Below are 16048 nucleotides of genomic sequence, written 5' to 3'. Positions count from 1 at the left end.
AATTGAAGCGCCGATTGGTAATGCCCTGGAAACACCTCTTGGCCAGCCTGACATGCCCTGTCGACCCCTGGCCGCAAAGGGGCATGCACCGGGCGGGTGCCGACTCAAGGCACCGTCCACGATCACTGTTTGTCCTGACAATCGAGCTGCAGGTTGGCCTGGGTAATGTTGCTGTGCGGCGGCACACTGCGCGTCAACCAGACGTTGCCACCGATGGTGGAACCCTGCCCGATGGTGATACGCCCCAGTACGGTAGCGCCGGCATAGATCACCACGTCATCTTCGACGATCGGGTGACGGGCCAAGCCCTTGTGCAACGTGCCGGACTCATCGCTCGGGAAGCGCTTGGCGCCAAGGGTCACCGCCTGATAAATCCGCACGCGCTCGCCGATGATCGCGGTTTCGCCGATCACCACGCCGGTACCGTGGTCGATGAAGAAGCTTGGGCCGATCTGGGCTCCAGGATGGATATCGATACCCGTTGCCGAGTGGGCCAGCTCCGAACTGATTCGTGCCAACAGTGGCAGCCCGGCCGTGTACAGGTGATGGGCCAGACGGTGATGGATGATCGCCAGGATGCCGGGATAGCACAGCAGCACTTCATCGACACTGCGTGCCGCCGGGTCGCCGTGGTAGGCCGCCAGCACGTCGGTATCGAGCAGTACACGCATGCCCGGCAGCGCTGCGGCAAAGCCCTGGATCAGCTTCAGGGCATGGGCGTCGACACCCGCCAGGTCCTCCTTGCCTTGCCGGGCGGCGTAGCGCAGTTCCAGGCGCGCCTGCACCAACAACGCATTGAGCGCGGCGTCCAGGGTATGGCCGACATAAAAATCCTCGCTCTCCTCGCGCAGGTCCACTGGCCCGAGGCGCATGGGAAACAGCGCGCCGCAGAGCTGTTCAAGGATCTGTCGCACCGCTTCGCGCGACGGCAGCTCCCGGCCACCTTGTTCGCCGCTGCTGCGGCCATTGCGGGTGCGCCATTGCTCACGGGCACCGCGCAAGCCGGCCACGATCCCCTGCAGTTGCCAGTGCCCGGAGGCGGGTTGTTCGCTCACGGTGTGTTCTCCTGCCTTCTAGGCTATCTGTTCTATTGTCGATGCCGTCATTTTGCGGGCAAGCGCCCTGGAACAGGCCTCACCCTCTTTCCTGACACTGGATTGGACCGCCAGAGCAATGACAGCCATGCCAGCCTCGCCTACCCTCAAGATCAATGGACAATTTCCAAACGCATAAATAGGCAAAGTGCGATAATTTTTGACTATTTCCTGCGCTGCGCATCCAACCCTATAGTCGCCATCACTTCATTCACAACACGCTCGGGGCTCAGACATGTCGAAGTTCGCCAAACCGCTACTCAATGCCAGCCTGGCCCTGCTGCTGGGCACAGGCCTGCTTGGCCAGGCCTTTGCCGGCGAAGAGTTGAAGACCATCCAGGAAAAAGGCGTGATCAACGTCGGCCTTGAAGGCACATACCCACCCTTCAGCTTCCAGGATGAAAACGGCAAGCTGACCGGCTTCGAAGTGGAGCTGTCCGAATTGCTGGCCAAGGAGCTCGGCGTAAAGGCCAAGATCCAGCCGACCAAATGGGACGGTATCCTGGCTGCGCTGGAATCCAAGCGGCTGGACATCGTCGTCAACCAGGTCACGATTTCCGAGGAGCGCAAGAAGAAATACGATTTCTCCGAACCCTATACCGTCTCGGGTATCCAGGCGCTGGTGCTGAAGAAGAAGGCTGACCAGCTCGGCATCAAGGGCGCTCAGGACCTGGCAGGCAAGAAAGTCGGTGTAGGCCTGGGTACCAACTACGAGCAATGGGTCAAACAGGATGTGCCCAAGGCCGAAGTGCGTACCTATGAAGACGACCCCAGCAAGTTTGCCGACCTGCGCAACGGCCGCATCGATGCCATCCTGATCGATCGCCTGGCTGCACTTGAATACGCGCAGAAAGCCAAGGACACGCAACTGGCGGGCGATGCGTTCTCGCGACTGGAGAGCGGGGTTGCCATGCGCAAGGGCGAACCTGAACTGCTGGACGCCATCAACAAGGCCATCGACACGCTCAAGGCGGACGGGACGCTGACCAAGCTGTCCGAAAAGTACTTCGGTGCTGACGTCACCCGATGATCGCTGAAAGCCTGCAACTGGTCGCCGACTCCGCACCCTTTCTGCTCAAGGGTGCGGGTTACACCGTGCTGCTCAGCGTAGGGGGCATGTTCTTCGGATTGGTGCTGGGCTTTGCCCTGGCGTTGATGCGTTTGTCCAAAGTGCTGCCGCTCAACTGGCTGGCACGGATATACGTATCGTTCTTCCGTGGCACGCCCCTGCTGGTGCAGCTGTTCGTCATCTACTTCGGCATGCCCCAGATCGGTATCGAGCTCGACCCGATCCCCGCCTCGCTGATCGGGCTGTCATTGAACATGGCCGCCTACATCTGCGAGATCCTGCGCGCCGCGATCTCTTCCATCGACCGTGGGCAGTGGGAAGCAGCAGCCAGCATCGGCATGACCCGCGTGCAGGCCATGCGCCGGGCGATCCTGCCCCAGGCGCTGCGCACGGCGTTGCCGCCGTTGGGCAACAGCTTCATCTCGCTGGTCAAGGACACTGCGCTGGCCGCCACCATCCAGGTGCCTGAGCTGTTCCGTCAGGCCCAGTTGATCACGGCACGTACCTTCGAGGTGTTCACCATGTACGTGGCAGTGGCCGTGGTCTACTGGGTGCTGTGCAGTATCCTGGCCTACTTCCAGAACCGCATGGAAGCGCGGGTCAACCAACATGATCAGGAGCACTGAGCATGATTGAAGTCAAAGGCCTGACCAAACGCTTCAAGGGCCTGACCGTGCTCGATGGCATCGATGTGACGGTGCAGCCGGGTGAAGTGGTGGCGATCATCGGCCCCAGCGGGTCGGGCAAGACCACCTTCCTGCGGTGCTTGAACCTGCTGGAAACGCCCGATGCCGGGCAGATCAAGATCGGCGCCATCAGCATCGATGCCGACCGGCCCCTCGGCCCGCAACACAGCGCGATACGTCGCCTGCGCCAACAGGCAGGCTTCGTGTTCCAGAACTTCAACCTGTTTCCCCACCGCACGGCCTTGGAGAACGTCATCGAAGGGCCGGTGATCGTCAAGAAAACACCGCGCGACCAAGCGGTGGACCTTGGCCGGCGTCTATTGGCCAAGGTGGGCCTGGCAGGCAAGGAAGACGCCTACCCGCGTCGCCTGTCCGGGGGCCAGCAGCAGCGGGTGGCCATTGCCCGTGCCTTGGCCATGGAGCCGGAGGTGATTCTGTTCGATGAACCCACCTCGGCCCTGGACCCAGAGCTGGTAGGCGAGGTACTGGCGACCATTCGCAGCCTGGCGGAAGAAAAACGCACCATGATCATCGTTACCCATGAAATGAGCTTCGCTCGCGACGTGGCCAACCGGGTCATCTTCTTCGACAAGGGTGTGATCGTGGAGCAAGGTGAGGCCAAAGCCTTGTTCGCGGCGCCGCAACAGGAGCGCACGCGGCAGTTTCTGCGCAAGTTTCTGGGCACGGCTGCTTCTGAGTAAGCCGGCAAAGCCAGCCCGCATTGTAAAAGCACAGCCGTCACTGAGCTCAGGCCTGAATCCATGTCGCCTGGTGGCAGGCGACACGCTTCTATATATATTCCAAACCGTTAGTTCATAAATATTTTATAAACCTTTACGGTATATATACCGGACCACCGGACCAGCATACGTCTGTCGCGATCAGCTGTAGCGGCATAACCCACATGTGAGGTCAGCAATGGTCAGGATCACCATCACCCCAGTGCATAACGCCAGGGCATTGCGTGCAGCCAAGGAGCGGCACTGATGTCCAGCCAAGCCCTTATTCCCCCCCGCAGCGTGCTCGACAGCGCACCGCCCGTGCTGCCAGCCAAGGTCCTGCGCAGCGATGCCCAAGCGCTGCAGGCTGCGCGTGAAGTCGCCGCTGTCGCGCGCGAACACGCTGCCCGTCGGGATCAGCAACGCGAACTGCCCTGGGCCGAGATCGAACTGTTCACCCGCAGTGGCCTGGGAAGCATCAGCGTTCCCAAGGCCTACGGCGGCCCCGAGGTATCGTTTGAAACCGTGGCCGAAGTGTTCCGCCTGATCAGCGCTGCCGACCCCGCACTGGGGCAGATCCCGCAGAACCAGTTCGGCATGCTGCAACTGCTGCGTCTGACAGCCACGCCGGCGCAACAGGCGGTGCTGTTTCGCAGCGTGTTGGACGGCTGGCGCATCGGCAATGCGGGCCCGGAGCGCGGAACCAAGGACACCCTTACCCTCAAGGCACGCATCGACCGCGCAGGTGACGGCTATCGCATCAGTGGTGAGAAGTTCTATTCCACCGGGGCGTTGTTCGCCCACTGGGTGGCGGTCAAGGCGCTGGATGAGGAAGGTCGCCAGCGCCTGGCTTTCGTGCGCCGCGGCACACCCGGGCTACGCATCGTCGACGATTGGTCGGGTTTCGGTCAGCGCACCACGGCCAGCGGCACGGTACTGCTCGATGACGTTCCGGTAGAAGCAGATCTGGTCATCGACAACTGGCGCCAGCGGGAGGTACCCAATACCCAGGGCGCCGCCTCGCAGCTCATCCAGGCGGCCATTGACGCAGGCATTGCCGAGGCCGCCATCGATGACGCCATTGCTTTCGTGCGCACAAAGTCGCGCCCTTGGATCGAAGCCCAGGTAGACCGCGCCAGCGACGACCTCTATGTCATTGCAGACATCGGCCGCCTGAAGCTTGAACTGCATGCCGCCGAGGCGCTGCTGCGCCGGGCCGGGCAGGTGCTGGACGAGGTCAACGCCGGCACGGTGGATGCCGAGTCGGCCGCCCGCGCGTCGATTGCGGTGGCCGAGGCCAAGGTACTGACCACCGAGATTGCCCTGCAGGCCAGCGAGAAACTGTTCGAACTCGCCGGCAGCCGCGCCACCCTGGCCGAGTTCAACCTCGACCGCCACTGGCGCAACGCACGCGTGCACACGCTGCACGACCCGGTGCGCTGGAAATACCACGCGGTTGGCGCGTACCACCTCAACGGCACCCTGCCCGCGCGGCATTCCTGGATCTGATTGGTAGCCTCCTGGGCCGCTGCGCGGCCCGGGGCACCGGAGACACACCATGACCACACGCATCATTACCAGCGACGGCGAAGCCCTGGCCGTTGCCTTGGACATCGCCCGACAGCTACGCCCCGACAGCGCGGCGCGCGACCGTGAACGGCGTCTGCCACACCCTGAGCTGGCGCTGTTCACACGCTCGGGCCTGTGGGGTATCAGCGTCCCCAAGGCCTACGGCGGGGCGGGCGTATCCAACGTCACCCTGGCCAAGGTCATCGCCCTCATCGCGCAGGCCGACGGCTCGCTCGGGCAGATTCCGCAAAACCATTTCTATGCCTTGGAAGTGCTACGAGTAAACGGTACGCCCGAGCAGCAGCAGCGTCTGTACGCCGAGGTGCTGGCAGGTCGGCGGTTTGGCAATGCCCTGGCAGAACTGGGCACCAAAACAGCCAATGACCGCACCACACGGCTGAGCCGCGAAGGCGAAGGCTTTCGCATCAATGGCCGCAAGTTCTACGCCACGGGTGCGCTATACGCCCAGCGCATACCCACCTCGGTGGTCGATGACCAAGGCGTCCAGCACCTGGCATTCGTGCCTGCCGACAGCCCCGGCCTGCAAGTGATCGACGACTGGAGTGGCTTCGGCCAGCGCACCACCGGCAGCGGCTCGGTGGTGTTCGATAACGTGCCTGTCAGCGCACAGGACGTCGTACCGTTTCAGAGCGTGTTCGAGCGCCCTACCCCGGTAGGCCCGCTGGCGCAAATTCTTCATGCGGCCATCGATACCGGCATCGCCCGTGCAGCCTATGAGGACGCCTTGCATTTCGTGCGGACCCGCAGCCGGCCATGGGTGGATTCAGGCGTCGAGCAGGCGAGCGACGATCCGCTGACCGTCAAGCACTTCGGCCAACTCGCCATCCGCCTGCACGCTGCCGAAGCCTTGCTCGAACGCGCAGGCCATTACCTAGACAGCGCGCGTGACGACAGCACGGCCGAAACCGTAGCCGCAGCGTCCATTGCCGTGGCAGAGGCACGGGCCATCAGCACCGAAATCGCCCTGTCCGCCGGCACCACGCTGTTTGAGCTCGGTGGCAGTCAAGCCACGCTGGCCGAACACAACCTCGACCGCCACTGGCGCAATGCCCGGGTGCACACATTGCACGACCCAGTGCGCTGGAAGTACCACGCCATCGGCAACTACTACCTCAACGAGCAAAACCCACCGCGCCGGGGGACCCTCTGATGGCCCGGCAGATCCTGCTCAATGCCTTCAACATGAACTGCGTGGGGCATATCAACCATGGCCTGTGGACGCACCCGCGCGATACTTCGACCCAGTACAAGACCCTCGAATACTGGACCGACCTGGCGCGCCTGCTGGAGCGGGGCCTGTTCGACGGATTGTTCATTGCCGACATCGTCGGCACCTACGATGTCTACGGCCAGTCGCTAGAGGTGCCGTTGAAGGAATCCATCCAGTTGCCGGTCAACGACCCTCTGCTGCTGGTGTCCGCCATGGCCGCCGTTACCCGCAACCTCGGTTTCGGCCTCACGGCCAACCTCACGTATGAAGCGCCTTATCTCTTCGCTCGCCGCCTCTCGACCCTGGATCACCTGAGCAATGGGCGAGTCGGCTGGAACATCGTCACCGGTTATCTGGACAGCGCTGCGCGCGCCATGGGCCTGACCCAGCAGCCCGAGCATGACCGTCGCTACGACCAGGCCGATGAATACCTCAAGGTGCTGTACCAGCTGCTTGAGGGCAGTTGGGCCGACGATGCCGTGCTGGCTGACCGCGGCCAGCGCATCTACGCGCGCCCCGACAAAGTGCGCAAGGTTCGCCACCACGGGGAGTTCTACCATGTCGAGGGCTACCACCTGTGCGAACCGTCGCCACAACGGACACCGGTGCTGTTTCAGGCTGGCAGCTCGCCGCGCGGGCTGACGTTTGCGGGCAACCATGCCGAGTGTGTGTTCATCAGCGGCCAGGACAAGGCTTCAACCCGCGCCCAGGTGGACAAGGTGCGCGCCGCTGCCAGAGCTGCGGGTCGCGACCCAATGGCAGTCAAGGTCTTCATGGGCATCACGGTGATCGTGGCGCCCACCGAGCAACAAGCCCTGGCCAAGCACGCTGAATACCTGCGCCATGCCAGCCCCGAAGCCGGCGTCGCGCATTTCGCTGCCTCCACTGGCATCGACTTTGCGGCCTTCGATCTGGACGAGCCGATTGCCTTTAGCCAAGGCAACGCCATCCAGTCGGCCACCCGCCAACTTCAGGACAATGCCTGGACCCGACGCCGCCTGCTGCAACAACACGCCTTGGGTGGCCGCTACGTCACCTTGATCGGCGACCCCGCGCAAGTGGCTGATGAGCTGATCGCGTGGGCTGACGAAACCGGCCTGGACGGTTTCAACCTGACCCGCACCGTTACACCGGAAAGCTTCGAGGACTTCATCGACCTGGTGATTCCGCAGCTACAGGCGCGCGGCCGCTACAAGACCGCCTACGCCGGCGGCACGCTGCGCGAAAAGCTGTTCGCAACCGACCATCCCTACCTGCCAGCCGACCATCCTGGCTCGGCCTACCGCTTTGCGCCTGCCCCCGCTTTCACCGGAGCCCTGCACCATGCTTGAAAAACTAATTCGTCCCGTTGCGGCCGTCGTTATTGCCTTGGGCTTCTCGAGCGCAGCCCTGGCCAATCAGCCGCTGAAGATCGGCACCACGTCAGCCTTCGCCATCCCGCTGGAAGCCGCCGTCGAAGAGGCGCACAAGCAGGGGCTCGAGGTGAAGCTCATCGAATTCAGCGACTGGATAGCGCCCAATGTCAGCCTCAACAGTGGCGACATCGACGTGAACTATTTCCAGCACATTCCCTTTCTGGAAAACGCCAAGGCTGCTGCCGGTTTCGATCTGGTGCCCTACGCCCCAGGCATCATCAACAACGTGGGCCTGTATTCCAAGCGCTACAAAAGCTTCGCCGACCTGCCCGAAGGGGCGAGCGTCGCAATCGCCAACGACCCGATCAACAGCGGGCGAGGCCTGCAACTGCTGGCCAAGGCCGGCTTGATCACGCTAAAACCTGGCGTGGGCTACAAGGCCACAGAACAGGACATCACGGCCAACCCGAAGAAGCTCAAGATCATTCAGGTCGAAGCGGTCCAGTTGGTACGGGCGTATGACGACGCGGACCTGGTGCAGGGCTACCCCGCCTACATTCGGCTGGCCAACAGTTTTGACGCCACCTCGGCCCTGCTTTTCGATGGTCTGGAGAACAAGGAATACGTGATTCAGTTCGTCATTCGCCCACAGAGCAGGGATGACCTTCGCCTGGCCAAGTTCGTCGACATCTACCAGCACTCGCCCGCCGTGCGCGCGGCCTTGGACAAGGCTCATGGCACGCTCTACCAGGCCGGTTGGGAGTGACAGCGATGAGCCAGTCCACTGCACGAGCACTCGAATCCCCTGCCCCACCGCGTCAGGCTGAACACGTGGACCTGCGCCCCGACGTCAGCCAAGCCCATGTGCGGTTCATCGGGTTGGGCAAGACGTATCCAGGCCAGAGCCAGCCGGCGTTGCAAGGCATCGACCTGAACATCCGGCGCGGTGAAATCTTCGGCATCATCGGCCGCAGCGGGGCGGGTAAGTCCTCGCTGTTGCGCGTCATCAACCGGTTGGAGCAGCCTACGCAGGGCCGGGTGCTGATCGACCAGGCGGACATTGCCCGCTACGACGAGGAGGCACTGGTGGCGTTGCGCCGAAACATCGGCATGATTTTCCAGCACTTCAACCTGATGTCAGCCAAGACCGTGTGGCAGAACGTCGAACTGCCCCTGAAAGTGGCCGGCGTTGCCAAGGCGCAGCGCCAGCGCAAGGTACGCGAGCTGCTGCAACTGGTTGGCCTCGAGGACAAGCACCACGTCTATCCTGCGCAGCTGTCCGGCGGCCAGAAGCAGCGCGTGGGCATTGCCCGCGCCCTGGTGCACGACCCATGCATCCTGCTGTGCGACGAAGCGACCTCGGCGCTGGACCCCGAGACGACCGCCTCGATTCTGGCGCTGCTACGCGACATCAACCAACGCCTGGGCCTGACCATCGTGCTGATCACCCATGAAATGGCCGTGGTGCGCGACACCTGCCACCGGGTTGCGGTACTGGAGCGTGGCCAATTGGTCGAGCAGGGAGAGGTCTGGCAGGTGTTCGGCGCGGCGCGGCACGCTACTACGCGCACGTTGCTGGCGCCGCTGCAACCCACGTTGCCAGAAGCCCTGACCGCGGACATCAAGGCTGCCCCATCGAGCCCCGACAGCGCTATCGTGCTGAAGCTGACAGCGTTCGGCGAGCCCGATCTGACGGCGTTGTTCGCCGAGTTGGGCGGATGTGTGCGGCTGCTGCAAGGGGGTGTGCAGTCCATCGGCGCGCGTACACTGGCGCAACTGATCGTTTCGGTGCAGCACTCGCCCCATGACGCCAGCCGCCTCCTGGAGCGCACTCGGCGCTGGGCCGAAGACGTGGAGGTGCTGGGCCATGTGGGTTGATCGTCTACTGGAGGGTTTGCTCGACACGCTGTTGATGGTCGGCGTTTCTTCGCTGATCGCCTTGCTGGTGGGCGTACCGATGGCCGTCATGCTGGTGACCAGCGACAGGGGCGGCATCTATGCGGCACCGCTGCTCAACCGGGTGCTGGCCGCCTTCGTCAACCTGTTCCGCTCGGTGCCATTTCTGATCCTGATGGTTGCCCTGATCCCCTTCACGCGGTGGGTGGTCGGCACTACCTATGGGGTCTGGGCGGCCATCGTGCCCCTTACCATCGCAGCTACGCCCTTTTTCGCTCGCATCGCCGAAGTCAGCCTGCGTGAGGTCGACCATGGCCTGGTGGAGGCAGCCCAAGCCATGGGATGCCGACGCTGGCACATCGTCTGGCACGTGCTGCTGCCAGAAGCCCTGCCGGGCATCGTCGGCGGCTTCACCATCACCTTGGTGACGCTGATCAATTCATCCGCCATGGCAGGCGCCATCGGTGCCGGAGGGTTGGGTGACATCGCCTACCGCTATGGGTACCAGCGCTTCGACAGCCAGATCATGCTAACGGTGATCGCCATGCTGGTGGCCCTGGTGGCACTGATCCAGCTGGGTGGCGACCGGCTGGCCCGAGGGTTGAACAAGCGATGAGCGCAGGGTGCGGGCTGGCGCCAAGCCAGCCCCTGGCCTTATTCCCAGCGCAGGTGTTCTGCGGCGACCGGCCGGCCGAACCAATAGCCCTGCCCCAGCTGGCACTGCTCCTGCAGCAGGAAGCTGGCCTGCTCCTGCTGCTCGATGCCTTCGGCATGCACTTGCATGCCCATGCTGCGGGCCAGGGCGATGATTACCCGCACGATCGCGACATCATCTTCATCGCACGGCAGCCCGGCCACGAAGCCCTGGTCGATCTTGAGCTTTTGCACGGGCATGCGCTTGAGGCGTAGCAGCGAGGAATAGCCGGTGCCGAAATCATCGATGGCCAAGGTCACACCCAGCTCGCGCAGACGGTGAAGCTGCTCCAGGGCCACTTCCGGGTCTTCCATCACCGCACTTTCCGTCACCTCCAGTTCAAGCAGCGCTGGCGCCAGGCCTGTTTCGTGCAGCACATCGGCCACCTGCCGGTACAGCTCATGCTGGCCAAACAGCCGGCTCGAGATGTTCACGGCCACGAATGCCAGGGGGCGGCCTTCTCGCTGCCAGCGCACCATCTGCAGGCACGCCTGGCGTAGCACCCAGGCATCGATTTCGGCAATCAGCCCGGTGCGTTCGGCAATCGGGATGAACTCACCGGGGGGCACCAGGCCCCGCTGGGGATGCTGCCAGCGGACCAATGCCTCGACCCCCACCTGACTGCCCGAGGCCAGGTCATGCACGGGCTGGTAGAACACGCGCAGCTCGTCCTGCTCGAGGGCGCGGCGCAGTTCTCCCGCCGTTTCCACACGCAACTGGGCGTGCGCGGTCAGCTCTTCGGTGTACAGGGCATAACAGGCGCGGCCGTTGGTCTTGGCCTTGTACAGCGCCGAATCGGCATTGCGTAGCAACTGCTCGGCACTCAGGGCGTCGCTTGGGAACAGGCTGATGCCTGCGCTGACACTGATGAACAGGCGATGACCCTCGAAGAGGAAGGGCTCGCGCATGCGTTCGATGATGCGCTGGGCCAGTTTTGCCGCCTGCCCCAGAGCCTGGCAGTGCTCGGCCAGGACGCCGAACTCGTCGCCGCCCAGGCGCGCCAGGGTAACCCCGCTGCTCACGACTTCACCCAGGCGCACGCCCACCAGCTTGAGCAGCTGATCGCCAATCGTATGGCCGAGCCCGTCGTTGATGCTTTGGAAATGATCGAGGTCCAGAAGCAGCAGCGCACAACCGCGCTTCTTGGCCTGGGCCGCTGCCAACGCCTGCTGGACCCGGTCGGTGAACAACAGGCGATTGGGCAGGTCGGTCAGGGGATCATGGTGGGCCAGATAGGCCAGCTCCTGCTCCGAATGCTTGATGGCACTGATGTCACTGAATACCGCCACGTAATGGCTCAGTTCGCCTTCGTCATCGCAAATGGCGCGGATGGTTTGCCATTGAGGATAGATTTCACCGCTTTTACGGCGGTTCCAGATCTCGCCGCTCCACTCCCCCGTCTCGGTCAGGGCCGCGTAGATTTGCTGGTAGAACGCGGCGCCATGACGCCCCGACTTGAATTTGCTGGGGCGCTGGCCAATGACCTCATCCTGCTGATAGCCGGTGATGCGCATGAACGCGCGGTTGACGTGCACGATCACCCCCTGCCGGTCGGTCACAAGGACGCCTTCCAGGGTGCAGTCGAACACCGCAGCGGCCATGCGCAGGCGCTCACGGTCCTCCCCGCGCAGGCGCGCACCGGCGCCGATGAAGTTCAACAGCCGCACGCGCGACACATAGATCAGCAAGGCACTGAGCAACACCCAGACCACGATGTTGATCTGACGCCCCACGGTCAGGGCCAGGGAGTCATCAGTCATGCTCTGCAGCACCACCTCGGCCAGCACCAGCCAGAGGATCGAGAGCACCACATAAAGCGCTGCCATGCGCAAAGCGTCGCGAACGGAAACAGACATGTCGGGTGCAATTGCCCATGAAAAATGTTGGGGGATTATAAAGCTTCTGCTGCCCGACGTGCGGTTAGCGCTTCGCAAAGGCCGCGCGTCAAGGTATGCCGGGCACCGACGCCCGGCTGAAACATGGCGTGGTCAGCTTTGACTGGTTTTATTTCCCGACCCAGGGATAATCGCACCTTTCCCCTGAATCTCGAGGGTATCTCTACCTATGTGGTACAACGGCCTGCTCGACTTGTCGGCCTGGCAACTGGTCGGCATCACTTTGTTGATGACCCATGTGACCATTGTCAGCGTCACGGTCTACCTGCATCGCTATTCCGCGCATCGTGCGCTGGAGCTCAACACCGGGCTCAAGCATTTCTTCCGCTTCTGGCTGTGGCTCACCACGGCGCAGAACACCCGTGAATGGACCGCTGTCCATCGCAAGCACCACGCCAAGTGCGAAACCCCGGAGGACCCGCACAGCCCAGTCTACAAGGGCTTGAGTACGGTGCTGCGCAAAGGGGCCGAGCTCTATCGCGAAGAGGCGCGCAACCCCGAGACCTTGCGCATCTACGGCAAGAACTGCCCGGACGACTGGGTCGAACGCAACCTCTACTCCCGCTACAAGCTGGGCGGTATCGTGCTGATGGCGCTTATCGACCTGCTGCTGTTCGGCACCGCCGGCATCACGATCTGGGCCGTGCAGATGATGTGGATTCCCTTTTGGGCAGCCGGGGTGGTCAATGGCCTGGGCCACGCCGTGGGCTATCGCAATTTCGAATGCCGCGACGCGGCGACCAACCTGGTGCCTTGGGGCATCGTCATTGGGGGCGAAGAGCTGCACAACAATCATCACACCTACCCCAACTCGGCCAAGCTTTCGGTCAGGCGCTGGGAATTCGACATGGGCTGGGCGTGGATTCGCCTGTTCTGCCTGCTGCGCCTGGCCAAGGTCCAGCGCGTGGCCCCCATCGCCCACCGCGTTGCCGGCAAGGCCAGCCTGGACATGGACACCGCCATGGCCATCCTGAACAACCGCTTCCAGATCATGGCCCAGTACCGCAAGCTTGTGATCGGCCCGCTGGTCAAACAGGAGCTGGACCGCGTCGATACCTCGGTCAGCCACCACTTCCGCCGCGCCAAACGCCTGCTGTCCCGTGAAACCAGCTTGCTGGAGGATCGCCACCATGTCCGTATCGAGTCCATGCTGGCGCACAGCCAGGCATTGAAGACCATTTACGAGAAGCGCCTGGCCCTGCAGCAGATCTGGGCGCGGACCAGCGCCAATGGCCACGACATGCTTGCCGCCATGAAGGATTGGGTACACGAGGCCGAGACCAGTGGCATCCACGCCCTGCGCGACTTCGCTTCGCAGTTGAAAACCTATTCCCTGCGCCCGACCGCTGCCTGACCTCCGTTGATCGATACGCCCCGTTCTGGGGCGTAAGCTCAGGAACTTCAACCCTCTGTTTCGACTCGAACTGCCCACATCGGCCGGAAGGTGGCCGCACCTTTACCCGTCGAGCGCGCGCTGTGCACATGGCCAAGAACAATCCCAAGATTCTGACCGGTACTCCTCCCCCCGACGCTGCCCAAACCCTGCTGGCACTGATGCATGCCCAAGGCGAAGTCGCCCGACTCAGCGAACGTGAGCAGCTATTCAGTTCGTTGCTTGAAAGTGTCAACGCCGTACTGTGGGCCTTCGATTGGGAAACGCGGCAAGTGCTGTACGTAAGCCCTGCGTTCGAGCGCATCTTTGGTCGCCCTGTCAGCCGGGTCATGGCCGATTTCAACGTATGGCGCGACAGCATCTATCCGGATGATCTTGAATTTGCCGAACAGAGCCTGGCCCAGGTACTGTCCACAGGCTCCGTGGAACACCGCGAATACCGCATCCTCAACGGCGATGGCGAGCTGCGCTGGCTGAGCGACAAGTGCTACGTCAGCCAGCAGCCAGGTAGCGATCGGGTGACCATCGTCGGCATCGCCGAAGACATCACCGACAAGAAACGCCTCGAAGGCGAGCTTCAGCGTCTGGCCACCACCGATGTCCTGACCCAGAGCAGTAACCGCCGCCACTTCTTCGAATGTGCCAAGCAGGCCTTCGACAAGGCACGGGACGACGGTACACCGCTGACGTTCCTGCTTCTGGACATCGACGATTTCAAGAACATCAATGACAGCTACGGCCACCAGGAAGGTGACCAAGTGCTGCAGCGCATTGCCCACAGCGGCAGGACGGTACTGCGTCGAGGTGATCTGTTCGGCCGCATCGGGGGCGAAGAATTTGCCGCAGTATTCCCAGGCTGCACGGCCAAAGTGGCTGAACAGATCGCCGAACGGTTGCAGCGGGAGGTGCAGCGGCTGAGTTTCGGCCAGGAGGGCCAGACCTACAGCGTGACGGTGAGCCAGGGCCTGACGGGTTTGATGGAGGACGACGACACCCTGAACAGCTTGTATGCCCGTGCCGACGCAGCCATGTATCAAGCGAAGCGCCAAGGCAAGAATCAGATCGTTCAGGGATGAGCATCGGCGCCCACCGTCGGTAAATTGCTGACATGAAAAAACCCGCCGAAGCGGGTTTTTTTAAAGCCAGCTACATCAAGCGAGTTCAGCGAAGCACTCTTCGATGATGGCCAGGCCCTTGTCCAACAGAGCGTCTTCGGCGGTCAGCGGCACCAGAATACGCAGGACGTTGCCGTAGGTACCGCAGGACAGCAGGATCAGACCCTTGTCGCGCGCCTTGGCAACGACTTGGGCGACAGCTGCAGCGTTAGGGGTATGAGTGCCTTTCTCGAAAACTTCGACGGCAATCATCGAACCCAGGCCACGCACGTCACCGATGATCGGGTGCTTCTGCTGGATCTCACGCAGACCGGCGGTCAGGCGCTCGCCCACGGCCTTGCTGCGGTCCAGCAGGTTCTCTTCTTCGAATACATCGATGACGGCCAGGGCCGCAGCACAGGCGATTGGCGAACCGGCATAGGTGCCGCCCAGACCGCCCGGTGCAATGGCATCCATGTATTCGGCCTTGCCGCACACACCGGCCAGCGGGAAGCCGCCGGCGATGGACTTGGCAAAGGTCGTCAGGTCAGGCGCAACGCCCATCTGCTCCATGGCGAAGAAGGTGCCAGTACGGCCTGCACCGGTCTGCACTTCGTCGGCGATCAGCAGGATACCGTGCTGGTCACACAGGGCACGCAGACGCTTCATCAGCTCTTTAGGCGCTGGCAGGAAGCCGCCTTCGCCTTGTACGGGCTCGAGGATGATGGCGGCGATGTCACGTGGCTCGGCGTCGTTCTTGAAGATGCGCTCGACCGAAGCGATGGCATCGTCGACGCTGACACCGTGCAGCTCGCTCGGGAACAGTGCACGGAAGACACCACCTGGCATCAGGCCCATGCCTGCAGAGTACGGCACGACTTTACCAGTCAGGCCCAGGGTCATCATGGTACGGCCGTGGTAGCCGCCGGTGAAGGCGATCACGCCGGCGCGGCCGGTTGCAGCACGGGCGATCTTGACGGCGTTCTCGACCGCTTCGGAGCCAGTGGATACCAGCAGGGTCTTCTTGTCGAAGTCACCTGGCACCAGCTTGTTGATCTTTTCGCACAGCTCTACGTAGGGCTCATACGCCAGTACCTGGAAGCAGGTGTGGCTGACCTTGGTGAGCTGCTCTTGCACCGCTGCAACCACTTTTGGGTGCAGGTGGCCGGTGTTCAGCACGGCGATACCACCAGCGAAGTCGATCAGTTCGCGGCCTTCGACGTCAATGACGGTGGAGTTCTTGGCCGATTCAACGAAAATCGGGTGGATCTGGCCGACGCCACGTGGGACAGCGGCGACACGGCGTTGCATCAAGGATTCGTTGGTCTTGCTCATAATGCCCTCATTGCGCCG

Annotated in this window: 14 protein-coding genes; 11 read left to right on the top strand and 3 right to left on the bottom strand. The window is 62.7% G+C overall.

Features of this window, described 5'->3' with window-relative positions; translation table 11 throughout:
• Positions 1–122: 122 nt before the first annotated feature.
• Positions 123–1055, bottom strand: coding sequence for a serine O-acetyltransferase EpsC (gene epsC / locus NMB38_RS00925; RefSeq protein ID WP_027914137.1), 933 nt, complete (start codon positions 1053–1055; stop codon positions 123–125).
• Between the two features lie 274 nt (positions 1056–1329).
• On the opposite strand from epsC, the gene tcyJ reads away from it, so the two are divergent.
• The 9 genes from tcyJ to NMB38_RS00880 all read left to right on the top strand — a co-directional run bounded on the left by tcyJ (position 1330) and on the right by NMB38_RS00880 (position 10235).
• Complete coding sequence (gene tcyJ, locus NMB38_RS00920) at positions 1330–2124, top strand: cystine ABC transporter substrate-binding protein (protein WP_027914138.1); 795 nt, start codon at positions 1330–1332, stop codon at positions 2122–2124.
• The gene (gene tcyL / locus NMB38_RS00915) at positions 2121–2789 is read left to right on the top strand and encodes a cystine ABC transporter permease (protein WP_023535780.1); all 669 of its coding nucleotides are present in this window, start codon (positions 2121–2123) and stop codon (positions 2787–2789) included. The genes tcyJ and tcyL overlap by 4 nt, the downstream gene beginning before the upstream one ends.
• 2 nt (positions 2790–2791) lie before the next feature.
• Positions 2792–3550: an L-cystine ABC transporter ATP-binding protein TcyN gene (gene tcyN / locus NMB38_RS00910; protein ID WP_027914140.1), complete on the top strand. Its 759-nt coding sequence runs from the start codon at positions 2792–2794 to the stop codon at positions 3548–3550.
• A 285-nt stretch (positions 3551–3835) separates the two neighbouring features.
• Entirely contained in the window at positions 3836–5077 is a 1242-nt protein-coding gene (locus tag NMB38_RS00905; protein ID WP_027914141.1) for an SfnB family sulfur acquisition oxidoreductase, read from the top strand.
• A 49-nt stretch (positions 5078–5126) separates the two neighbouring features.
• On the top strand, positions 5127–6308 hold the full coding sequence (locus tag NMB38_RS00900; protein WP_049696780.1) for an SfnB family sulfur acquisition oxidoreductase: 1182 nt from the start codon (positions 5127–5129) through the stop codon (positions 6306–6308).
• Positions 6308–7699 (top strand): LLM class flavin-dependent oxidoreductase, encoded by a 1392-nt coding sequence (locus tag NMB38_RS00895; protein WP_049696781.1) that lies wholly within the window; start codon positions 6308–6310, stop codon positions 7697–7699. The genes NMB38_RS00900 and NMB38_RS00895 overlap by 1 nt, the downstream gene beginning before the upstream one ends.
• Positions 7692–8489 (top strand): MetQ/NlpA family ABC transporter substrate-binding protein, encoded by a 798-nt coding sequence (locus NMB38_RS00890; RefSeq protein WP_028688190.1) that lies wholly within the window; start codon positions 7692–7694, stop codon positions 8487–8489. Before NMB38_RS00895 ends, NMB38_RS00890 begins: the two co-directional genes overlap by 8 nt.
• Positions 8490–8494: 5 nt before the next feature.
• On the top strand, positions 8495–9601 hold the full coding sequence (locus NMB38_RS00885; RefSeq protein WP_028688191.1) for a methionine ABC transporter ATP-binding protein: 1107 nt from the start codon (positions 8495–8497) through the stop codon (positions 9599–9601).
• Positions 9591–10235 (top strand): methionine ABC transporter permease, encoded by a 645-nt coding sequence (locus tag NMB38_RS00880; RefSeq protein ID WP_027914146.1) that lies wholly within the window; start codon positions 9591–9593, stop codon positions 10233–10235. Before NMB38_RS00885 ends, NMB38_RS00880 begins: the two co-directional genes overlap by 11 nt.
• A gap of 38 nt (positions 10236–10273) precedes the next feature.
• Here the strand turns inward: NMB38_RS00880 and dibA are convergent, their stop codons facing one another.
• On the bottom strand, positions 10274–12169 hold the full coding sequence (gene dibA / locus NMB38_RS00875; RefSeq protein ID WP_494354871.1) for a phosphodiesterase DibA: 1896 nt from the start codon (positions 12167–12169) through the stop codon (positions 10274–10276).
• Positions 12170–12377: 208 nt separating this feature from the next.
• On the opposite strand from dibA, the gene desA reads away from it, so the two are divergent.
• The gene (desA, locus tag NMB38_RS00870) at positions 12378–13562 is read left to right on the top strand and encodes a delta-9 fatty acid desaturase DesA (RefSeq protein ID WP_027914148.1); all 1185 of its coding nucleotides are present in this window, start codon (positions 12378–12380) and stop codon (positions 13560–13562) included.
• A 128-nt stretch (positions 13563–13690) separates the two neighbouring features.
• Positions 13691–14677 (top strand): GGDEF domain-containing protein, encoded by a 987-nt coding sequence (locus tag NMB38_RS00865; RefSeq protein ID WP_088523694.1) that lies wholly within the window; start codon positions 13691–13693, stop codon positions 14675–14677.
• Between the two features lie 75 nt (positions 14678–14752).
• Here the strand turns inward: NMB38_RS00865 and gabT are convergent, their stop codons facing one another.
• Positions 14753–16030, bottom strand: coding sequence for a 4-aminobutyrate--2-oxoglutarate transaminase (gene gabT, locus NMB38_RS00860; protein ID WP_023535755.1), 1278 nt, complete (start codon positions 16028–16030; stop codon positions 14753–14755).
• Positions 16031–16048 lie beyond the last annotated feature (18 nt).

It is taken from the genome of Pseudomonas sp. FBCC-B35, from assembly GCF_059133755.1.
The sequence above is the reverse complement of the archived record's forward strand: the minus strand, read 5'-3'. Positions and strand labels throughout refer to the sequence as shown.